Below are 17,369 nucleotides of genomic sequence, written 5' to 3' on the forward strand. Positions count from 1 at the left end.
CGAAGGCGGTTACGTGCGGTCGGCCTGTTTAGCTCTCGCAACTGCGGCTCATAGCGGTCGAGGCCGGCCAATAGACGATCTTGCCAACCCGGTGTCGGACCCCATGCGGTGACCTCGTGCGGGCCTGTAATGAACAATGCCAGCCAGCTCGCGCCTACGGTCCCTGTGCCAATGCATGCGATGCGCATAGATCGCCTCATATCAACGTTTTGAGAAAACCTGAAGCACTTGAAGCGCCTAGGTGAGCGCGCCAACGGATTCAAGCGCTAGTCGACATATGGTTGTGATGTCGTAGATTGGCAGCCCCGTCATCCGACGGATTGCCGGCGTGATCGGCGGGAATCCAGTGCAAGTGAACAGCAGCGCAGCGACTTCCGGATGTGCTGCCCGGAGCCGGGCGACGCAAGCAGCCACATCATTCTCGATATCGGCGATATCGGTCGGTTGCGGCGGACGCATATACTCGTTTTCTAACATCTTACCGCCTTCGACGCCGCCTACGACTATCCGCGCCCGCGCATCCGGGTCACTAAGTCCAAGTAAATCACCTCGAAACACTCGGGAATCTGCCGTCACTACGGCGAGTTTCTTTTCCGGCGGCAATTGGCGGAGCAGCGCCGGCACCAAGAGCAGGCTGGACATTACTACCGGGACAGTTACCGCCGCAGCCACGGCTGCCTGATACCGGACGGCAGAGCCGCAGCTCGAGGTGATTACGACCGCGCCTCGCTCTACGAGCCTTCGCGCTGCCGCAACAAAAGCCGCCTCGAGCTCAGGATCGCCCTGCATCACAACATCGGCCCAAGCTCCTTCGACGGTTTCTGATATCACGGGGAAATCGAAAGTAGCTGAACTACACAGCGCGCCGGCTGGCGGCGATGGTTTCACGCCGGCTGGCAAACCAGGTTCCAAGCCCAGAATTCCAAGACAGCTTTCGAGCTGCGAGCCCATTGCGGCCTCCAAGGGCATGTGACTGAATATTCCACGTGTGAGATACATCTAGTGCGGTTATCCGGCGTTCCATGCTCTTTGTCGACGCAGCTCTAAGCTAGGTTAGCAAGCTTGAGGTGTAGTCATTTCGCCGGGTGGTTACGTCTGCATATTCGATCATACAGGTCGCCGAAAGTCGCCGCCTCAATTATCTCATCCAATTGCGGCGGCCTCCAGAGGTCGCTTTGACTCAGGCGAACTTCCAGTTCCGCGGCTATAAGGCTATCTCCGCCAACATCAAAGAAGTTATCGTCTAAACCTATTTGGTCGCCTCCGATGACGGTCTTTACTTCATCAATGAAAACTTTCCTCGGAACGCCCACATCGGACATATTGCCTTTTGATTTTTCAACTTCTTTTTCTGGCATAGATATTTCCTCTTCTTCTATCTGCTCGCCCGGCGTCGTGAACACTCCCCCCCTTTGTTGTTCTTGCTCCGCCCGGCTCGCAGGCTGATCGTCGGGCCAGCATCGGTGACCATCGAATGAGTATGTTGTAAGAGGAATGCGACGGCGAGTACCGGCTGGTTCCAATTGATCACTGGCCCGTTTCCAATCCACCGCAACACCCGCGGCCCAGAGTGCCCCAAGGCATTCCAGAAGGACATGGCGGTCCGTGGATTCTTCATCGTTCTCGTCGCGCGCGGCTGGGACGATCGCTGGAATTCGGCTCTTACGGTCTTCTGAGCTAATCGCTTCCTGTGCTAGAGGCGCGAGATTTCGTGAGGGCCCGATGTCAACGAGTGCAGCTACACCAGCCACGACAACTGGCTTGAGGGCACGATCAAATCGTAGAGCCTCGATCGATTGCCTGCTCAAGTAGGTGCCTGGCAAGGGTATTTTCGCTTCATGCAGAGCTCCTGAGTTCAGAGCAATGGGCACATTCGGCAGACACTGTTCGAGGGCCCGAACATGCGGCTCGATGACGTCGGACGCTGGTTTCGTCAGTTGAGAATGGCAGGGCACGCCACCTGTATTAAGGAGGTGGTTGGGTATCTCTTGCTGTTTGAGTTTTTCCTGCAATCTTTCGAGAAGTTCCCGCTTGCCGGTGAATACGACGCTGGCATTTGAGTTCACGACGCCGAGGCTGATCTCGCCAGCTCTCGCTCTCTCATTCCAATCGTCCTCTGTTAGGATACGCTCAGCGTCATAGGGGCCACACTTGGCCGTAAGCATGGCACCGTCGAGCTGAAGATTCACCATCGCGCGGCTCCGAACGACCGTCAGCCCGACAGCATCCTCTACCTTTAGAATGCCCGCCAACGTGGCCACAACATATTCGCTCATGCTGTGTCCGACGAGATAATCGGGCCGGACTCCAAACAGTCCTAGCAAACGTGCCAAGGCGTATTGCACGGAGAAAATCATGACACTGATCTCTTCGAAGGAAGCAGTTGCGTATCCGTCATCTTCTCCAAACATGACCGTCTCCAGATCACGATCCAGAACCGGGCGATAAGCGGCCGCACAAGTCAGAAAAGCGTTACGGAAGTCCGGCACGTGATCGAACAGATCCTTGAACATCCGCGGGTGTTGCACTCCGCAGCCCGGCACCATGAACCCAATCGACGGTGAGGAAATGGTCCGATCCGCCGTGCGATCCCCCTCTTCTTCTAACCGCGCGATAGCCATGTCCAAGTTGCGCGCTACAACAACGGTTCGATGATCGAACTGGCATCTCCCTGCGCGGAGCGTATGCGCCGCGTCACCCAGATCGATATGGCGGTTGCGGCGCAGGAACATGGCTAGATCCCGGCAGGCCCGACTTAACGCCGAAGGGGTTTTTGCGGACAGGCATAGGGCATGAGAGCCCCGCGCGACGGAGCCGGGCCAAGCCGTAGCGGCACTGTCCCATTCCTGCAGCACCACGTGACAGTTGGTTCCGCCGATACCAAGGCTGGTAACTCCCGCAGTTCGAGGACGGCCCTGCGGGCTCGGCCAGGGTCGAAGCTTCTCGTTGACGAAGAAGGGCGTGCCTTCCAGGCCCAAATCTTCGTTCAACCGATTGATGTTGATGGTCGGAGGGATTATCCCATGCTCTAGGGTCAGAACTGCCTTGATGAAGCCCGCGACCCCTGCGGCCATGTTGGCATGACCAATGTTCGGTTTAATTGACCCGAGCGCACAGGCTTTGTCCGTTTCCTCTTGAACCGCGAAAGCCTCTGCCAATGCGCGGACCTCGATCGGGTCGCCGATCTTGGTGCCAGTCCCATGGGTTTCGATGTATTCCACGTCGTCAGGACCGAGTGCCGCGGTGGCAAGTGCCTGGCGCACAACAGCGGTCTGGCCTCGCGCACTGGGCGCCGAGAAAGACGATTTGGCGTGCCCGTCGTTGTTAATAGCACATCCTTTTATCACCGCGCGGATCGGGTCGCCCGCCGCAAGCGCATCTTCGAGGCGCTTGAGAACGACGGCCCCTACCCCGTCCCCAAGCACCGTGCCATTCGCATCAGCGTCAAAGGTTCGGCACACACCGTCCGAAGAATTAATGAAATTCTTGACGTACTGGTATCCCGCTTGAGGGAAGGTAATGCTCGCTGCACCTGCCAGCGCCATGTCGCAATAGCCGGCCGCTACGGACTGAGCGGCGACCGCGATAGCTACTAGTCCAGTTGAACATGATGTTTGTACCGCAATGCTTGGGCCGTTGAGGTTCAGCATGTAGGACACGCGCGAGGCAAGGTAGTCCTTCTCGTTGCCGAGCTCCATCAGGAAAGCGAGTGCCGCGTTGGTGGGATCGCTGAGGCCGCCCTTCAAATGGTGCAGTAAATAGAGAGGGGAAGAAGAACCTGCGAACACTCCGGTCCGCCCTTCATGCTGGCTTGGCGCATATCCGGCCGACTCAAGGGCCTTCCAACAGCATTCGAGGAAGAGGCGATGCTGCGGGTCCATCAGCGTCGCCTCACGCTTCGACAGATTCCAGAAGTCTGGATCGAAAAGGTCCACATCGTCGAGATGGGCACCAACGCGCACATAATCGGAGCGCCTCAGGATGTCTTCCGGAATGCCCCGGGCTTGGAGTTCCTGCTCGGAGAGAGGGGCGATCGAAGAGACCCCTTGGCAGAGATTTTCCCAGAGCGCCTCGACGTTCTCCGCCCCGGGGAAACGTGCAGCCATACCAATCACCGCAATGTCCATCGCGGGGCCGCGTCTCTCGTTGGCCACCCCAACATGCGCTCTTCCGGCCGATACCGGCGGTACTTTGGGGAACTCCCGATTTATCGGACGCCCCCGCCCGACGCCGCGACTGCGGAGAACAGCCTCGAGCTCTTTGAACGTCGGGTTGAGGAAGACCTCCACTACCCGGAGCTCTACCTTCAGACGCTCACGAAGCTGCGTGCAGAGGCGGGCAGCCAGAAGAGAGTGTCCGCCGCAGTCGAAAAAGTTGTCGTCCGGATCGGCAGGTTCGGCTTGGAGAAGATCGCGCCAGGCTGCGCGAAGTGCCGATTCGACCTCGTCGGTACCGGTCAACTGAGCGCACGACTCTTGCGCGAGCCCGCGAAGGCGCGACCGATCAAGTTTCCCGTTAGCCGCAATTGGCAATTCCCTTACGGCGACGAAATGCGCGGGTATCGCATAATGCGGTAACTCGGATTTCAAATGCGCTCGCAAAGGAGCCTCCCAGCCCTTGGAACCATCGTGCAGGACTATATAGGCAACCAGTCGGTCCGGCTGGCCTGTCGTCGGATCGAGCTCAGGCAGTACGGTGGCGGAGCGGACTGCGGAGTAGCGAAGCAAGGCAGCTTCTACAGACCCGGGCACGACGCTGAAACCACGGATCTTCACCATGAAAGCGCAGCGCCCCATAATTTCCAAGTGGCCACTTGGCAGCATGCGGCCAAGATCGCCAGTGCGGAACATCATGCCATCTGCGCGAAACGGGTCGGGAAAGAACCTTTCGCATGTCATCTCTGGGCTGCCGAGATATCCATGAGCCAACACATCCCCGCCCACGAACACCTCGCCCAGGAAGCCCTGTGGTACGGGTTCGCGTTGCTCACCGAGGATATAGACACTGACATTGTGCTGAGGCGGACCAACCGGTGCGACCTTTTGCATTGACGTGGGATCCAACTCGCTCAAGTCAAGATGCGCGACATCACTTGCCTCCACCGCGCCGTAGTAATTGATGATTCTGATGTGCGGCAGCGCGGCCTTCACACGCGCAAGCAACGCTCCTGTTAGTACCTCGCCTGATAGGTAGATAAATCTGAGATCGGGAAGGCGGGAGGGGAGGTCGAGGAAGCCGCTGCTGATAATCACGTCCAGCAGTGAAGGCGTTAGCAATATTCTGGAAATTCGATTTCGTTCCAGGTACTCGATCAGCCGGTGCGGATCGTAGATCACGTCGTCAGGGACTAGATAGGCGGGAATCCCGGCGAGGATCGGCCGCATTATGTCCCCGAAGAGATTGACGGCCTCGCGCTCATCAGGCGCGTATGGCAGGGTATCGTAGCGCCATTGATTGGCACACACAAGGCTTCGGTGGGGGCAGACGATCCCTTTTGGTTCACCAGTCGTGCCCGACGAAAATCCAATCTGAGCCGGCGCATCGAGATCCACCGGTTGCGGACTGGCCGGACCGGCGTTGCCAAGTTGTGCTTCCCAACCCTCGTCGAGCGACAGCGCGATACCAGCCCAGTCAGGCGGAAGCTTAGCCGCGAAACTTTTGTTGGTGACAACGATTTCCACAGATGCCTTCTCAAGTATGCGCTTCAGCGCTGCAACGGGCTGGGCTTTGTCAAGCACGACGTAAGCCGCCCCTGCCCTAAGAATACTGAACAACGCGACGACGTATTCAAGCGAGGTATCCATCAGGACACCCACCTGCGAATGTCGGCTCTGACCATGTCCGAGGAGGTGCCTGGATAGAATCTCGATCAGCTCGTCGAGTTCACGATATGTCACGATCGCAGCCTCTGAAACGATGGCAGGACTGTTCGGGGTGAGAGCCACTTGCTTACGGAATTGCTCATGCAGTGTTAGATTACTATAGGGAACGGCATCGCCGTGTTTGATGGAAGCCGGAAGTTGTCGCTTCACCTCGCCAACCTCGCGCAGGACGCTAGACACCACCTCCTCTGTCATAGAATGGGTATAAAAGTGATCGCCTTCAAACATAATCCGGGCGAACCGTGACGTCGTAAGCCGACGCCATTTGTCGAGATCATTGGCATTGACGGTTTCGTCTTGCGCCCCCCCAGATGCGGTGATAGCCGCCTTGATAGGTGTTGGTAAGTTTCGGGCGTAGGTCTCCGCGAGTTCGAAGTCGGCCCGCATCGGAGGCAAGATGAATTTGCGAAGGAGTTCCTCATTTGCCAGCGCCTCTTTGGGAACCAGACCTAGGCTCCGGACCACATCGGTTAACTTGTCATCCGCATATCTATACATCGGCGGCTCATCCGCCGGCAGATCCGCCGACGGATGAGCAGACACGACAACATGGAAGGGAGATGGCCGCCCGGCCTTCTCCAGAGAGCGGGCGGCCTCGTAAGCGACGAGGGCACCTACGCTGTGACCGAAGAAAATGAAGGGCCGGTCACTGTACTCGGGCAGCGCCTCGATTACCATAGTTACCAGCACGTCCATACTGCGAATGGCGGCCTCCGCTGAACGTTTGCCGCGCCCTGGAAGATCCAGGCAAATAAGTTCAACGTCCTCAGGGAGATAGTTCGGCCAATTACGGAAGGACTGGACGCCCCCGCCCCCATGTGGGAAACAGATTATCCTATACGACACCTCAAGTGAGCTCTTTACAACTCTAAGCAGTGCGTTGGCTTTACCAGTAATTTGTTGCATCTCAAGCTACTCCGCGGAGATTTCATATTCCATAATCGTATTGACGCATAACATTTTTGATCTATGCCAGCTTCTGTCCGATGTTCTCTTTCGAGAATTGGAAACCAAGTAAGTAACCCGTCGCGAGGCAGCTCCACATGCTAGACAGCGCAGCGTAGTGCCGCATTCTGTAGATGTCGCACCTCGTCTAGGAAGTATCTGGCCGCCGCATAGCCGTTGCGAGTGCCCGCGATAACGAAACCGTTCTCGTGCGGCCTCCTCAAGTGCGGCCTGTCTACCAGGTTCATGACAGATCCTCCCGCTAGGCAGAATGCGTGTGAAAGGGCCTTCATGGCACGCGTCCTCGATGGTCAGACGGCTGACGTGGGTGCGGTCACCAAAAAAAGACTCAAATGAGCGTATCCGAAAGTTGCTGAGCGGGACGTCTTCTAGCGGAAATATATGTCCACCCCCTCGGGTAGATCCGTCCGACGGGATCAGGGAGAATTCCTTCACTGGCTGATGCCCGTCTTGCATCGAAGCTCTCCAGGATTAGCCGTCAACGTTCCTCTAGATAAGGTAAGAATTGGCCGAGACAGAATAATTCATATTATCAAAAGGAACGTACCTGCAGCACGCAACGATAGAAAGGTGATTTATACGAATTTTACGTTACATTGTGTAATGATTTTTGAAAAAATTCATCATGTTATATACCATCCTCGAAAATACACCGAAATATATGTTTAACAATTCTTATCAAATATTCTGCGGTCCGATATGTTTTTATCGCCCCTGAATGGTTCACATTTAGCCGCATCAATCTAAGGCACAGATGGTCTGGAGCAAGCGTCAAACCCCTATCTGATTTCCGTCGGCAAGTCCTAATCGTCGGCGACGCCGCTTGAACTGAGCGCACTATCGTACCGTCCAACGGCCCTCTTTTCAGATCGACGGCGGCCAACATGTTCTCTTGCGGCGTACCGACCGAGATCAGCTCGCGGTTTGGGCGCGAGCGGTTCGTTGCGGATTTGTCGCCCCATCTGAAAACGCGATCCCACCCTCAGGGACATTATATTGGGGAAATGGCGCATACTGGAGGATATTCGCGCGCGACCGAGAACAACTGACGTTTGGGTCGTACGCGCGCCTGCGTTACCTTTCCCGAAGGTGATCCTACCCAGTCGGAACAAAACACGTTTAGCCGCCACCCTAGGTGCCTTCACCGACGTACGGCGCTTATGTCGGTCGTATACAACATTGTTCGGAGCATAGGCCGGTTCTGGGTGGCGTGATCCTAGCCTTCTTTGGACCACTGGCCGCTTTCGCCCTCGCAGCCTTGAGTGATCTGGCCCCTCCGATGGCAGTTTGGCGCAGTTCGCACTTCTCCTCTCCCTCGTGAGAGGATGACGACGGCGATTCACGACGGAGTGCGCTTCACCGCGTTGTCCTCGGAAATCAGAGTAGCAATCGCTCGCGCAATCCTTTTCGGCATGGCCAGCATTTCCATTCTCGCGCTACTACCGCTCGTGGTGCGTGACAAGCTGGCAAGCGGGCCGATTGTCTACGGCGTTCTGTTGGCCGGGTTCGGTGTGGGTGCCTTCGCCGCAGGCATGAGCAACGGCTTCTTGAGGCGGACCGTCTCTCAAAACTGGCTGATGGCCGTTTGCCTCTGTGGCTTGTGCGGTATGTTGTGTCTCATTCGCCCTAACTTCGACGGTGTCCGTGGCAGCAATTTTCATGGCGGTCGGCGGTTCGGATTGGCTGGTCACCTGGACTGGGACTGACGTTTGGGTGCAGCTGGCGAGTCCAAAATGGGTGGTCGGTCGTACGCTCTCGATTTACTACGCGCTGACTTACGGCGGCATTGCAGCCGGCAGCTGGATCTGGGGTGCTGTCGCCCAGAACTACTCTTTGACGTCGGCCCTGGTCGGGGCCGCGGGCGCTCTGTTGCTGGTCGCAGTGGTGGGTATTGTCCTGCCAGTACATCCTTGGGAAGGATCTGATCAGGAAAGTTCGGATTTTCGTGCTCAGGACCTGGCATTGCATCTCAGGCCCAGAAGTGGCCCGATCGTTGCCAGGACCGACTATTCGATATCCGAAAGCAGTATAGACGCCTTTCTCTGCTGCATGCGCGCAAAGCGCCATGCTCTTAGCCGTGCCGACGCACGAAATTGGACGCTCCAGCGCAACCTGCAGACGCCTTCGCTTTGGACGGAGACGTTCCGCACGCCAACATGGATCGACTTTCTTCGCCTGAATCACCGGCTCACGGCAGCGGACAAGGAAGTAGGCCAGAACCTTCTCGCCTTGCATGACGGCGAGCTTCCTTCACACACGGAGCCTTCGATCGAACGAACGACCGAGGCAGCTCGTAGCCGTGCCTCGACATTCGTTTCTCGTCCTCCGAGGTGACGTTGAGCGAAGCTGTCAGCGCGATAAGGTTGGGCTTGCCAAAGCAAAGAGTCGCGCGTTGCGCCGTCCGCGACTGTCTTGCTTCTGCAAAGCAGGTATGCCGCCCTGCTCATCTGAGAGCGGCCGCACTGATATGCGTTCTGCGATTTGATCAGGCCTCCGCGAAAAGCAGTTTTCGCGGATACGGTCGCTTGGAAGTAAACTCTGGACCCGAGCTGCAGCCAAATTGCGCCCCTCGCCTTGTAAGCCCGCGCCGGGCGCTCGTGAACCAAGCCCGCTTTTCTTCGCCAAGCTCAAGCGGTCTCGGCCATCCGGCTTCGCCCCTTGGCGTGGGCAACCTTCGGGCTGCTGAGCTGATGGCCCTCCACCTTCAGCGGCACGCGAACGGACGGGCGAGGATTCCGATCCGTTCAGTTCTCGCCGGCGAGTGCTATGAGCTCGTGTGCGCGCCGCACCACTGGAGGGTCAATCATCCGGCCGTTCAGAGAAAACGCGGACATTCCCCTGGCACCAGCATCGTTTTCCGCGGCAATGACACGGCGGGCCCACTCCAGCTCCTGGTCAGTCGGCGAGAACGCCTCATTGAACACTGGCACCTGTGTGGGGTGGACCGCCAGAGCTCCAACGAATCCAAGCCGCCGGGCCTGCACGGCAGCGTCACGCATTTTGTCCCTATCGGAGAAGTCGCCGATGCTTCCTACAAAGCCCAAAGGGAGCAACCCAGCCGCGCGCGCTGCAAACAATACGGAGAGGTTGGGATTTAGGAGGAGGTCGAATTCCGGAACACCGCCAACGCACGTACTAAAATCTTCCGGGCCAAGCGCCATGGCAGCCACGCGCGGATGGGCCGACGCAATAGCGCCCAATCTTTGCAGTGCCCCAGGAGTTTCGATTTGAACGAGGAAGCGGATATGACCCTCGATGAGGTTTCTCTCGCGCTCGAGCTCAGACACTGCTTCCGCGATTTCTGCTATCCAATCCGCCGACTCTGCTTTGGGCAGAACCAGCGCATTAACACCCGCTACTACGGCTGCGTCGAGATCGGCTGCCAGGGCTCGCAAACCAGAATTCACACGGACCAGAACCGATGCGCCCTCGCGGCCAACTTTTGGCACGGATTTAGCAAGCAGGCGGCGTGCCTCCCCCTTCTGTTCCAGAGGAACGGAGTCTTCGAGATCGAGTATGATCCCGTCGGCGCCGCGATCATGAGCTTTTTCCACAAAGCGCGGAACATGAGCTGGAACAAACAGCAAGGACCTCCAGCGTGGAAGGCATTTGGCGTTTCTGATAATGGTATCACCTTGCCTGCTCATGGCACCGGGCCCTCGGTGAGTTCGGATGAGCGTGGTGCATGCGCGTACTGGAGAACGGGCAAAGGCTGACGTCCGTTGCCAGTTGGGATTTCTCTTGCCTGAGCAGGGTTTTTCATCCCCACGCGGCCTGCTCGCGCAAACGTGTCTCGACCTCGTGGCGGACAGCCGCCGTATGAGCGCCAAGAGCCGGAACTGGACCTAGCGAGGGCTGCTGAGAGTTCATGATCGCGGCGGGCGCTATTGCCTCAATCACCCCCTCAGGCGTGCCTACATGCACTCTACGAACATGCGGGTGGTCAGAAACAGCCGCAACTTCGTTCAGTCGCCCATATGCTAGACCGGCCGCTTCGAACTCTTGCATCGCCTCCGCGCACGAAAGTTCAGCAAAACGCTGTTCGATAATTATGTCGAGGCGCGCGCGATTATTGAGCCGTTCCATGTTGTCAGCGAAGCCAGGTGTGCGTGTCAGTTCGGGCTGTTTGAGGAACTTCTCACAAAAATTCACCCATTCCCGGTCATTCTGCACGGAGAAAATTACGTCTTTGCCATCCGAGCAGCGATAGGCGCCATATGGGGCCAGAGACGGATGTTTGACTCCAGCGCGCACCGTCTCGTAGCGGCTATACTCGTGCTGCAAGACCGGTACATTCATCCAGTCAGCGACAGCATCAAAGAGGGAGACCTGGATGCCGGCGCCCTCCCCCGTCCGCTCCCGATGAAACAGCGCCTGCAGAATGGCGCTGTGGGCGGTCATGCCTGCCGAGATGTCGCAGACCGAAACCCCTACCCTTGCCGGTCCGTGTTGCGTTCCCGTGATCGCACACAAACCAGCCTCAGCCTGAACGATGAGATCGTAAGCTTTCAGGTGGGAAAAAGGACCTCCGTCGCCGAAACCGGAAATGTCGCAGGTAATCAATCGGGGGAAGCGGCGACGGAGATCCGCTGAGCCGAATCCCAGTTTCTCGATGCTTCCGGGCTTAAGGTTTTGAATGAATACGTCCGCGGTGGCGATCAGAGCCTCCAGAAGAACGCGATCTGCCTCTGACCGCAGGTCGAGGCAAACGGACTCCTTGCCGCGATTGAGCCAGACGAAGTAGGCGCTTTGCCCCTTCACCAATTTGTCGTAGTTGCGGGCAAAGTCGCCTTCGGGCCTCTCGATCTTGATAACGCGAGCACCTGCGTCCGCAAGGCGAGATGAGGCGTAAGGTGCGGCCACGGCCTGCTCCACCGCAACAACAGTGATTCCTTCAAGACCATTGCTCATGCCCACACCGCGCCGTCAACTGACGCTATCAGTATGATTGCGACGGCGATCCAGCGTCGCAAAGAGTCGGCTCTGCTCGTTGCCAACGATGGAGAAGGCCTCATCAACTCCCATTCCAGGCTTAGCAAGCATCATGTCAGCCTGGGTCGCCACAGTGACATGGACCGTGGCCTGCGCAGAGAGGTCAGTCTCGGTGCAACTGCCGCCAACGTAAGCTCCAACCCTGTTTTCCTTACAAATGAGAACGGCGCGCGCTGTGTCGGCAAGTGAGCCTACATCAGGGGTCTTGATCTGGACGAGATGTGTCGCTTTCGCTCCGGCGAAGAGGCGAATGTCCTCAAGCGTATTGCATCTTTCGTCGACGACGATGCGGGCACCAGAGCCCCGCTGGTCCAGGATCGAAACGATCTGAGCATAGTTGTCGATTTGGGCTTCTGTCGAACCAAAATCTGCGGGAGACTCGATATTGACTCTGAAACCCGGAACCATTTCGGCAACCTTGCAGATGAAGTCAGCGATCCGTTGCGGCTGCAATCCGATTTCAAGCCCGATCCAACCATACACGTCGAAATGCAGCACCGGATGATAGCCAGGACGACCTATCTGGCGAGTACGCGTTGCAACCCACTTCACGAACTCCATGAAGGTCTGGCCATCGACGCCGAATTTCTGCCGCGAATTGATCAGGCCGTGGGGAAGCACATCCACCCCCTTGAGGATCATTTTGTCTACGTTGGTTTCGCGAGCATCCCCGCTCTGGCAGTAGATCGGGATTCGACGCATAGGCAGTGGCAGGTTGAATTCACTGCATATAATCTCCGCCATTGTCGTACGTTGAAGGTGGGCGGCCGCCCGTAAAAGCGCCTGGCTGACCCCGTACTCAATCGCGAGCGGTAACCGCTTGTGTCCGGTGGGCTCGAAAACCTTCGCGCAAGCATCAAGGTAGAGAGAAGCATTCAGGTCGAGAAGCCGTGGCGCCACGACGCGCGACGTCAAATCCGAGATTTGGTCAGTTTCAAACAAAGCATCGCGCCCGCCAGCACCAGAGTACTGAACGCTCATCATGTCGCCCCAAACGACGGTGTCGTCGGCAAGGACAAGTCCGACACTAAGTGAAGCTGCCTGAATGCGGATCGAAGTAAACCCAGGCGTTATCGGTTTGCCAGCATAGATAAAGCCGTCCTGGGTCGCGCCGGATCTGATGGCAGCTTGATCGTCATAGAAGAATGCGCCGTGGCCAGGCGCGAGGAGGACGTCTTTGATCTGCAATCCAGTCACTTGATTCATTCCGAGGGGGATTAAGGTCGTTCCGCTATTGGCGCACGAGAAGCTGGCTGGTCTGCATGTAATCCTTAGATCTTCAGCGGCCGCGCAACGTACGCCACTGCTTCGTTGGCGTTGACATGCGCGCCCGATGCTAGGGCTAAGACGATGGATGGCGTCGGCGCGAGGATATCAAGGGAGTCAGTAGACAGCGAACCCATCGGATGCAGGATGCCTATGAGATCTCCCTGCTTAACTTCATCCAACACTGAGCAGCGCGGTTCAAAGATGCCCGGCGCAGGAGACTTCAATTGGTCGGAGGGACGCGTTTCGAGTGTTTGGCCGGACTTCTGTTGACGAAACGTTGGATACTCAGCTTGGCCCTCGACCAGCCCGAGAGCAATAAGTGCGTTGCGTACTCCAGCCTCGTAGATCGCGAGATTGCCGGCGCCGACCGTGCCGCCGCCGAACTCGGCGCAAACAAATACCTTTCCCTGATTTTGGGCCACGGTATCAAACATTCCAGCCGTATCATTATGTTGCCAGACCAATGTAACGGGCAATTTGAACGCTTCTGCCATTCTTACCGTCTTAGCCATGAGATGGGGATCGGCAATGGGATGCGTCGTGGCCGCTGGGGGAAGCTCCCATGTTGGTCCGAAGCTGTGTAGATCAAATACGACATCGGCCGTCGGCAACAATACGCGCGAAACCGCATCCGCGATCCGTTGCGTCACTGACCCGTCGGCGCGGCCCGGAAAACTGCGATTGAGATTCAACCCGTCTAGCGGGGTGTTGCGACTCCATGCCTCCACGGCCAATGGATTGAGCACGGGCAGGACGATGATCCTTCCACAGGTTTGCACTTCCGGCAGCCACTCGATAAGTCGTCGCGAGACAAGTGGCCCTTCCAGTTCGTTGCCATGATTTCCACCAGTGATAAGGACGCGGTGTCCCTCCCCCTTGTTGAGACTGAAAATCGGCAGCGACAGCTCGCCGTAGTCTCTACCACCGGGAACGATAAGATCCCCCGTACTAACGCCGCACGTGTTGAGATCAATCGTAAGATGTGGTGCTCTGCTCATATCCAGCCCATTTTGAGTATTCATGCGACCTTGGCGCAGGCTTGCGTTTTTCCGCTCTCCAAGTATGCGTCGAACTCTCTTCAATTAGCCAATATAATGTCCCGGACGGTGTCATCGCGTTTCTAGATGGCCACTCTCCCGCGCCGATAGCTGTCCGATCTTCGCGAGGCGGAGCGGCATTGATGTTCCATTTCGAGACTTTTCATGGCTTTTATACCGTCAGGGCTGGTCTGCCACCGCGGTCGCCAACGCCCAGGTCAACTTCGCGCTTCGTCGCCGAGTGCACCGGCGCGCCGGGCTCGATGTGCATTGCATGCTCGCATGGCGCTCGCCCGCTAAGTCATGTACCGGAACCTGCAGGCGCTACTGCCCTGTCAAATGGGGGTTTTCGACGCCATTGGAGAAGGCCGATCGATCTCCTCTAAAGATGAAGAGGCGATCACTGGCGGAGATAAATGGCCACGTTACCTAAGATCGCCCGCTGCCGGAGCTACCTCAGTGCTTTGACTTCCAGCCCAGCGCCGCCGGGCGTATAGCGCACACTAGAGCACAGCGCCATTCTCCTGCAGAAGACTAAGATCGAAAATGAGCTACTCCCCGATGCGTGGACAGAATCCCGGCAGGTTAAGCTCCTCTCGGCGGCTGCTGATCGGTTTCGATGCTATTGAATGTGGCCATGGTGGGCGTCGCCCCTTTTAGGCAGCGTGGGGATGCTTGTGGACATAGAAGGGATCCAGCGCGTGATGCCTCCTTGGGGACCTAGTCTTCCCACGCGTGCAGATAGACGCAGTCACACTACAGCGACCACCAGAGACCAGAGACGCTCAACGAGATGTAGTCGAGGTGCCGCCCATTGCGGTCCATCAAAATCCGAGCACCGACCCCGCTTCATCCGGTCGATCCAGGCGAAAGACGTGAACTGGCTGCTCTGGAACTGCGAATCGGACCTGATTGGACAGATTGACGCAGCCTCAGCAGGGAGGGACAGGTCGAGTGCCCCTTCGCGGGATGACTGCTGGTGTCCGGCTTCTGGAACATCGGCACCAGGCACATGAGCCGCATCAACCGCCAGCTGCGCTTCACGTTCACCCCATGGCCCTCATTTCGCAAGTGCTAGGTCCTTCTGCACGCCCCAGAAGGCGTGTCCAGGAACTGCGTGTCTATCAGCCGCATAAGGGGAGGTTCATTTCGGCCTCGCCCTGCTACTCGTAATAGAACGAGGACCGCGAGCGTAGGCGGCTCTGCGTGCCACTGACAGCGCGAGATGGCTTCGCTTGATCATCCCGCGTTATCATTTCCCGCACAAGGCTCGAGCTTTCGTGACAATAAATTGTTGGCGACCGCCAACTTCTCCGAGCTTCGCGTGCAGTGTCCGGACCGTATACAACTCTTCTTCCCACTGGTGGGTCATCGTCTGGCACACGCCATATTCGGCGGACAAGTCCGACACAGGGTGCGCTCGCCATTCACCGCCTCCGGCGCCACTCGAGCAAGAAGATCCGCGTCAGGATTCCTGCATTTACGAATGTTCTGATATCCTCGTACTCTACATCAGCAGAATCAGCAGACCTCAATTTGTAGTCAGTGCGTTCGGGGAGGTGATCACAAATACCGAGCGGCAGGCTTGGCTTAGAGACATCCTTTAGCGCCGCGCAAAATTATGACCGCATCGAAATCGATGCGTTCATGCTGGGAATTACAATCCCTCAGCGGCCCATTCGCCGCTTCATAGACCCATCGCGGCCGAGCATCGTCCAAGATTCGTGTTGGCTCGAAGCATGGACAGCTACGCCCTTTGACTCCTGTAGAGAATGTGTGTTTCATCAGCACCAAGAGGTGCATCGCGGAATTAGATGACCACCATATTAACTCTGCGTTTGACGCTCCCTTTCACCGGGAACGATAGTCACTAGCACTGGAGGCGAGCGACTGAGGCCGTGACTATTGCCCGGCCGGGAATGCGCTCCGTCTATAAAGAACAATCGGAGAGGCAATATGGCCGCATTTACCCAACAAGAATATCGTGAGCGTAACAAGCGTCTCCGCCTTCAGATGGCGGAAAGCGGCATTGACACTCTGCTCGTACTAAACGAGTCAAACATGAACTATTTGACTGGCTATGAAGGGTATTCGGACTATGTTCCGCAACTCGCCCTTGTGTGTCAGGACGAAGAAGATCCATGGCTCATCTTGCGCGAGATCGATACGTTATGCGCATTTCCAACCTCCTACCTGCCAGAAAGTCGCATCCTTGGTTATGCGGAGAAATACATCGGTTCGAGCGAATGCACACCGTGGGAACCAATAGCTGCCCTGGTGAAAGAGCGTTCCAAATCCAATCGAGTCGGCGTGGAAATGGGGGCAAAAATACTTGGCAGGAAGTCCTATGCCGCGCTTGGCAAGAGTGTGGATTTGTCAAAGGCTACCGACGCTGATGGCATGGTTATGACCCTTCAACGAGTAAAGTCCCCGGCTGAACTAGCCTACATAGAGCAGGCTGGGAAGATCGCAGATAGGGCCATGCAGGCTGGCCGCCTCGAGATTGCGGTGGGCGCGCGGGAATGTGACGTGGCTGCCGCCGTACAAAGTGCTCTGCTTAAAGGAACTCCAGAGTTTCCTGGCGGGCCTTGCTATGGTGCTCCCACTATGCCGGTTGGTTCGCCGGCCACTGCACCACATCTCAAATGGTCCGATGCGACCTATAAGATGGGTTGCCAAACTAATTTTGAGTTCGGCGCGTTCCGGCACCGCTACGCCTGTGCATTGGCTAGGACGGTTTTCCTGGGTGAGCCGAGCGCTCGCGCACAGCACCTGCATCGAGCGGCGGTGGATGGCTTCCTCGCCGAGGTCGATGCTATACGACCAGGAGCCAAATGCTCCGATGTCTCACACGCGTTTAAGCGAGCATTCGGGCCCTATGGCGTGCGTAAAGAATCCAGGAGTGGTTACTCGATCGGTATCGACTGGAATGCTGACCTTAGCTTTCAGCCTGACGATCATACCATTATTGAGCCTAATATGACTTTCCACGTTCTCGTGGGTATTTATGAGAAGGAAGATGGCTATGTCTTCAGTGAGACGGTCCGAGTAACTGAAAACGGCGCCAAGTCATTCAGCAATATGTCGCGCGATCTCCTGGTAAACTATTGACCATCAAGTTCGGAGTGCCGGCGTGGCGGAATTAGGTGCGTCGGCATGCGATTGGGCTGCGGGCCTTGCTGCAATTTTCATGATCCAGTTGTCCACAACGGTCGCCAGTAGT

8 protein-coding genes and 1 pseudogene are annotated in these 17,369 nt (G+C 57.0%); 3 read left to right on the forward strand and 6 right to left on the reverse strand.

The genetic code is table 11. The features are described 5' to 3' along the window. Positions 1-237: 237 nt before the first annotated feature. Together CK221_RS30505 and CK221_RS28785 are read right to left on the reverse strand one after the other, a co-directional pair. Positions 238-951: a hypothetical protein gene (locus CK221_RS30505; RefSeq protein WP_179295227.1), complete on the reverse strand. Its 714-nt coding sequence runs from the start codon at positions 949-951 to the stop codon at positions 238-240. A gap of 122 nt (positions 952-1,073) precedes the next feature. Beyond that, complete coding sequence (locus tag CK221_RS28785; protein ID WP_095780178.1) at positions 1,074-6,788, reverse strand: type I polyketide synthase; 5,715 nt, start codon at positions 6,786-6,788, stop codon at positions 1,074-1,076. Between the two features lie 1,270 nt (positions 6,789-8,058). On the opposite strand from CK221_RS28785, the pseudogene CK221_RS31170 reads away from it, so the two are divergent. Beyond that, positions 8,059-8,554: pseudogene (locus tag CK221_RS31170) on the forward strand (MFS transporter). After that, positions 8,493-9,182: an MFS transporter gene (locus CK221_RS31175; RefSeq protein ID WP_280952203.1), complete on the forward strand. Its 690-nt coding sequence runs from the start codon at positions 8,493-8,495 to the stop codon at positions 9,180-9,182. The pseudogene CK221_RS31170 and the gene CK221_RS31175 overlap by 62 nt, the downstream one beginning before the upstream one ends. 410 nt (positions 9,183-9,592) lie before the next feature. On the opposite strand, the gene CK221_RS28795 is transcribed toward CK221_RS31175, so the two are convergent. The 4 genes from CK221_RS28795 to CK221_RS28810 form a co-directional block, all read right to left on the reverse strand. Next, a complete protein-coding gene (locus tag CK221_RS28795; RefSeq protein ID WP_095780179.1) occupies positions 9,593-10,495 on the reverse strand; it encodes a CoA ester lyase in 903 nt (300 codons plus the stop codon). A 112-nt stretch (positions 10,496-10,607) separates the two neighbouring features. Then, positions 10,608-11,759, reverse strand: coding sequence for a CaiB/BaiF CoA-transferase family protein (locus CK221_RS28800; protein WP_095780180.1), 1,152 nt, complete (start codon positions 11,757-11,759; stop codon positions 10,608-10,610). A 15-nt stretch (positions 11,760-11,774) separates the two neighbouring features. Beyond that, positions 11,775-13,028, reverse strand: coding sequence for a methylaspartate ammonia-lyase (locus CK221_RS28805; protein ID WP_095780191.1), 1,254 nt, complete (start codon positions 13,026-13,028; stop codon positions 11,775-11,777). Between the two features lie 83 nt (positions 13,029-13,111). Continuing rightward, positions 13,112-14,131, reverse strand: coding sequence for a succinylglutamate desuccinylase/aspartoacylase family protein (locus CK221_RS28810; protein ID WP_245430775.1), 1,020 nt, complete (start codon positions 14,129-14,131; stop codon positions 13,112-13,114). A 1,971-nt stretch (positions 14,132-16,102) separates the two neighbouring features. On the opposite strand from CK221_RS28810, the gene CK221_RS28815 reads away from it, so the two are divergent. Then, on the forward strand, positions 16,103-17,257 hold the full coding sequence (locus CK221_RS28815) for a Xaa-Pro peptidase family protein (RefSeq protein WP_095780181.1): 1,155 nt from the start codon (positions 16,103-16,105) through the stop codon (positions 17,255-17,257). Positions 17,258-17,369: the final 112 nt, after the last annotated feature.

The organism is Mesorhizobium sp. WSM3868, assembly GCF_002294785.1.
In the GTDB taxonomy this organism is placed as follows: domain Bacteria; phylum Pseudomonadota; class Alphaproteobacteria; order Rhizobiales; family Rhizobiaceae; genus Mesorhizobium.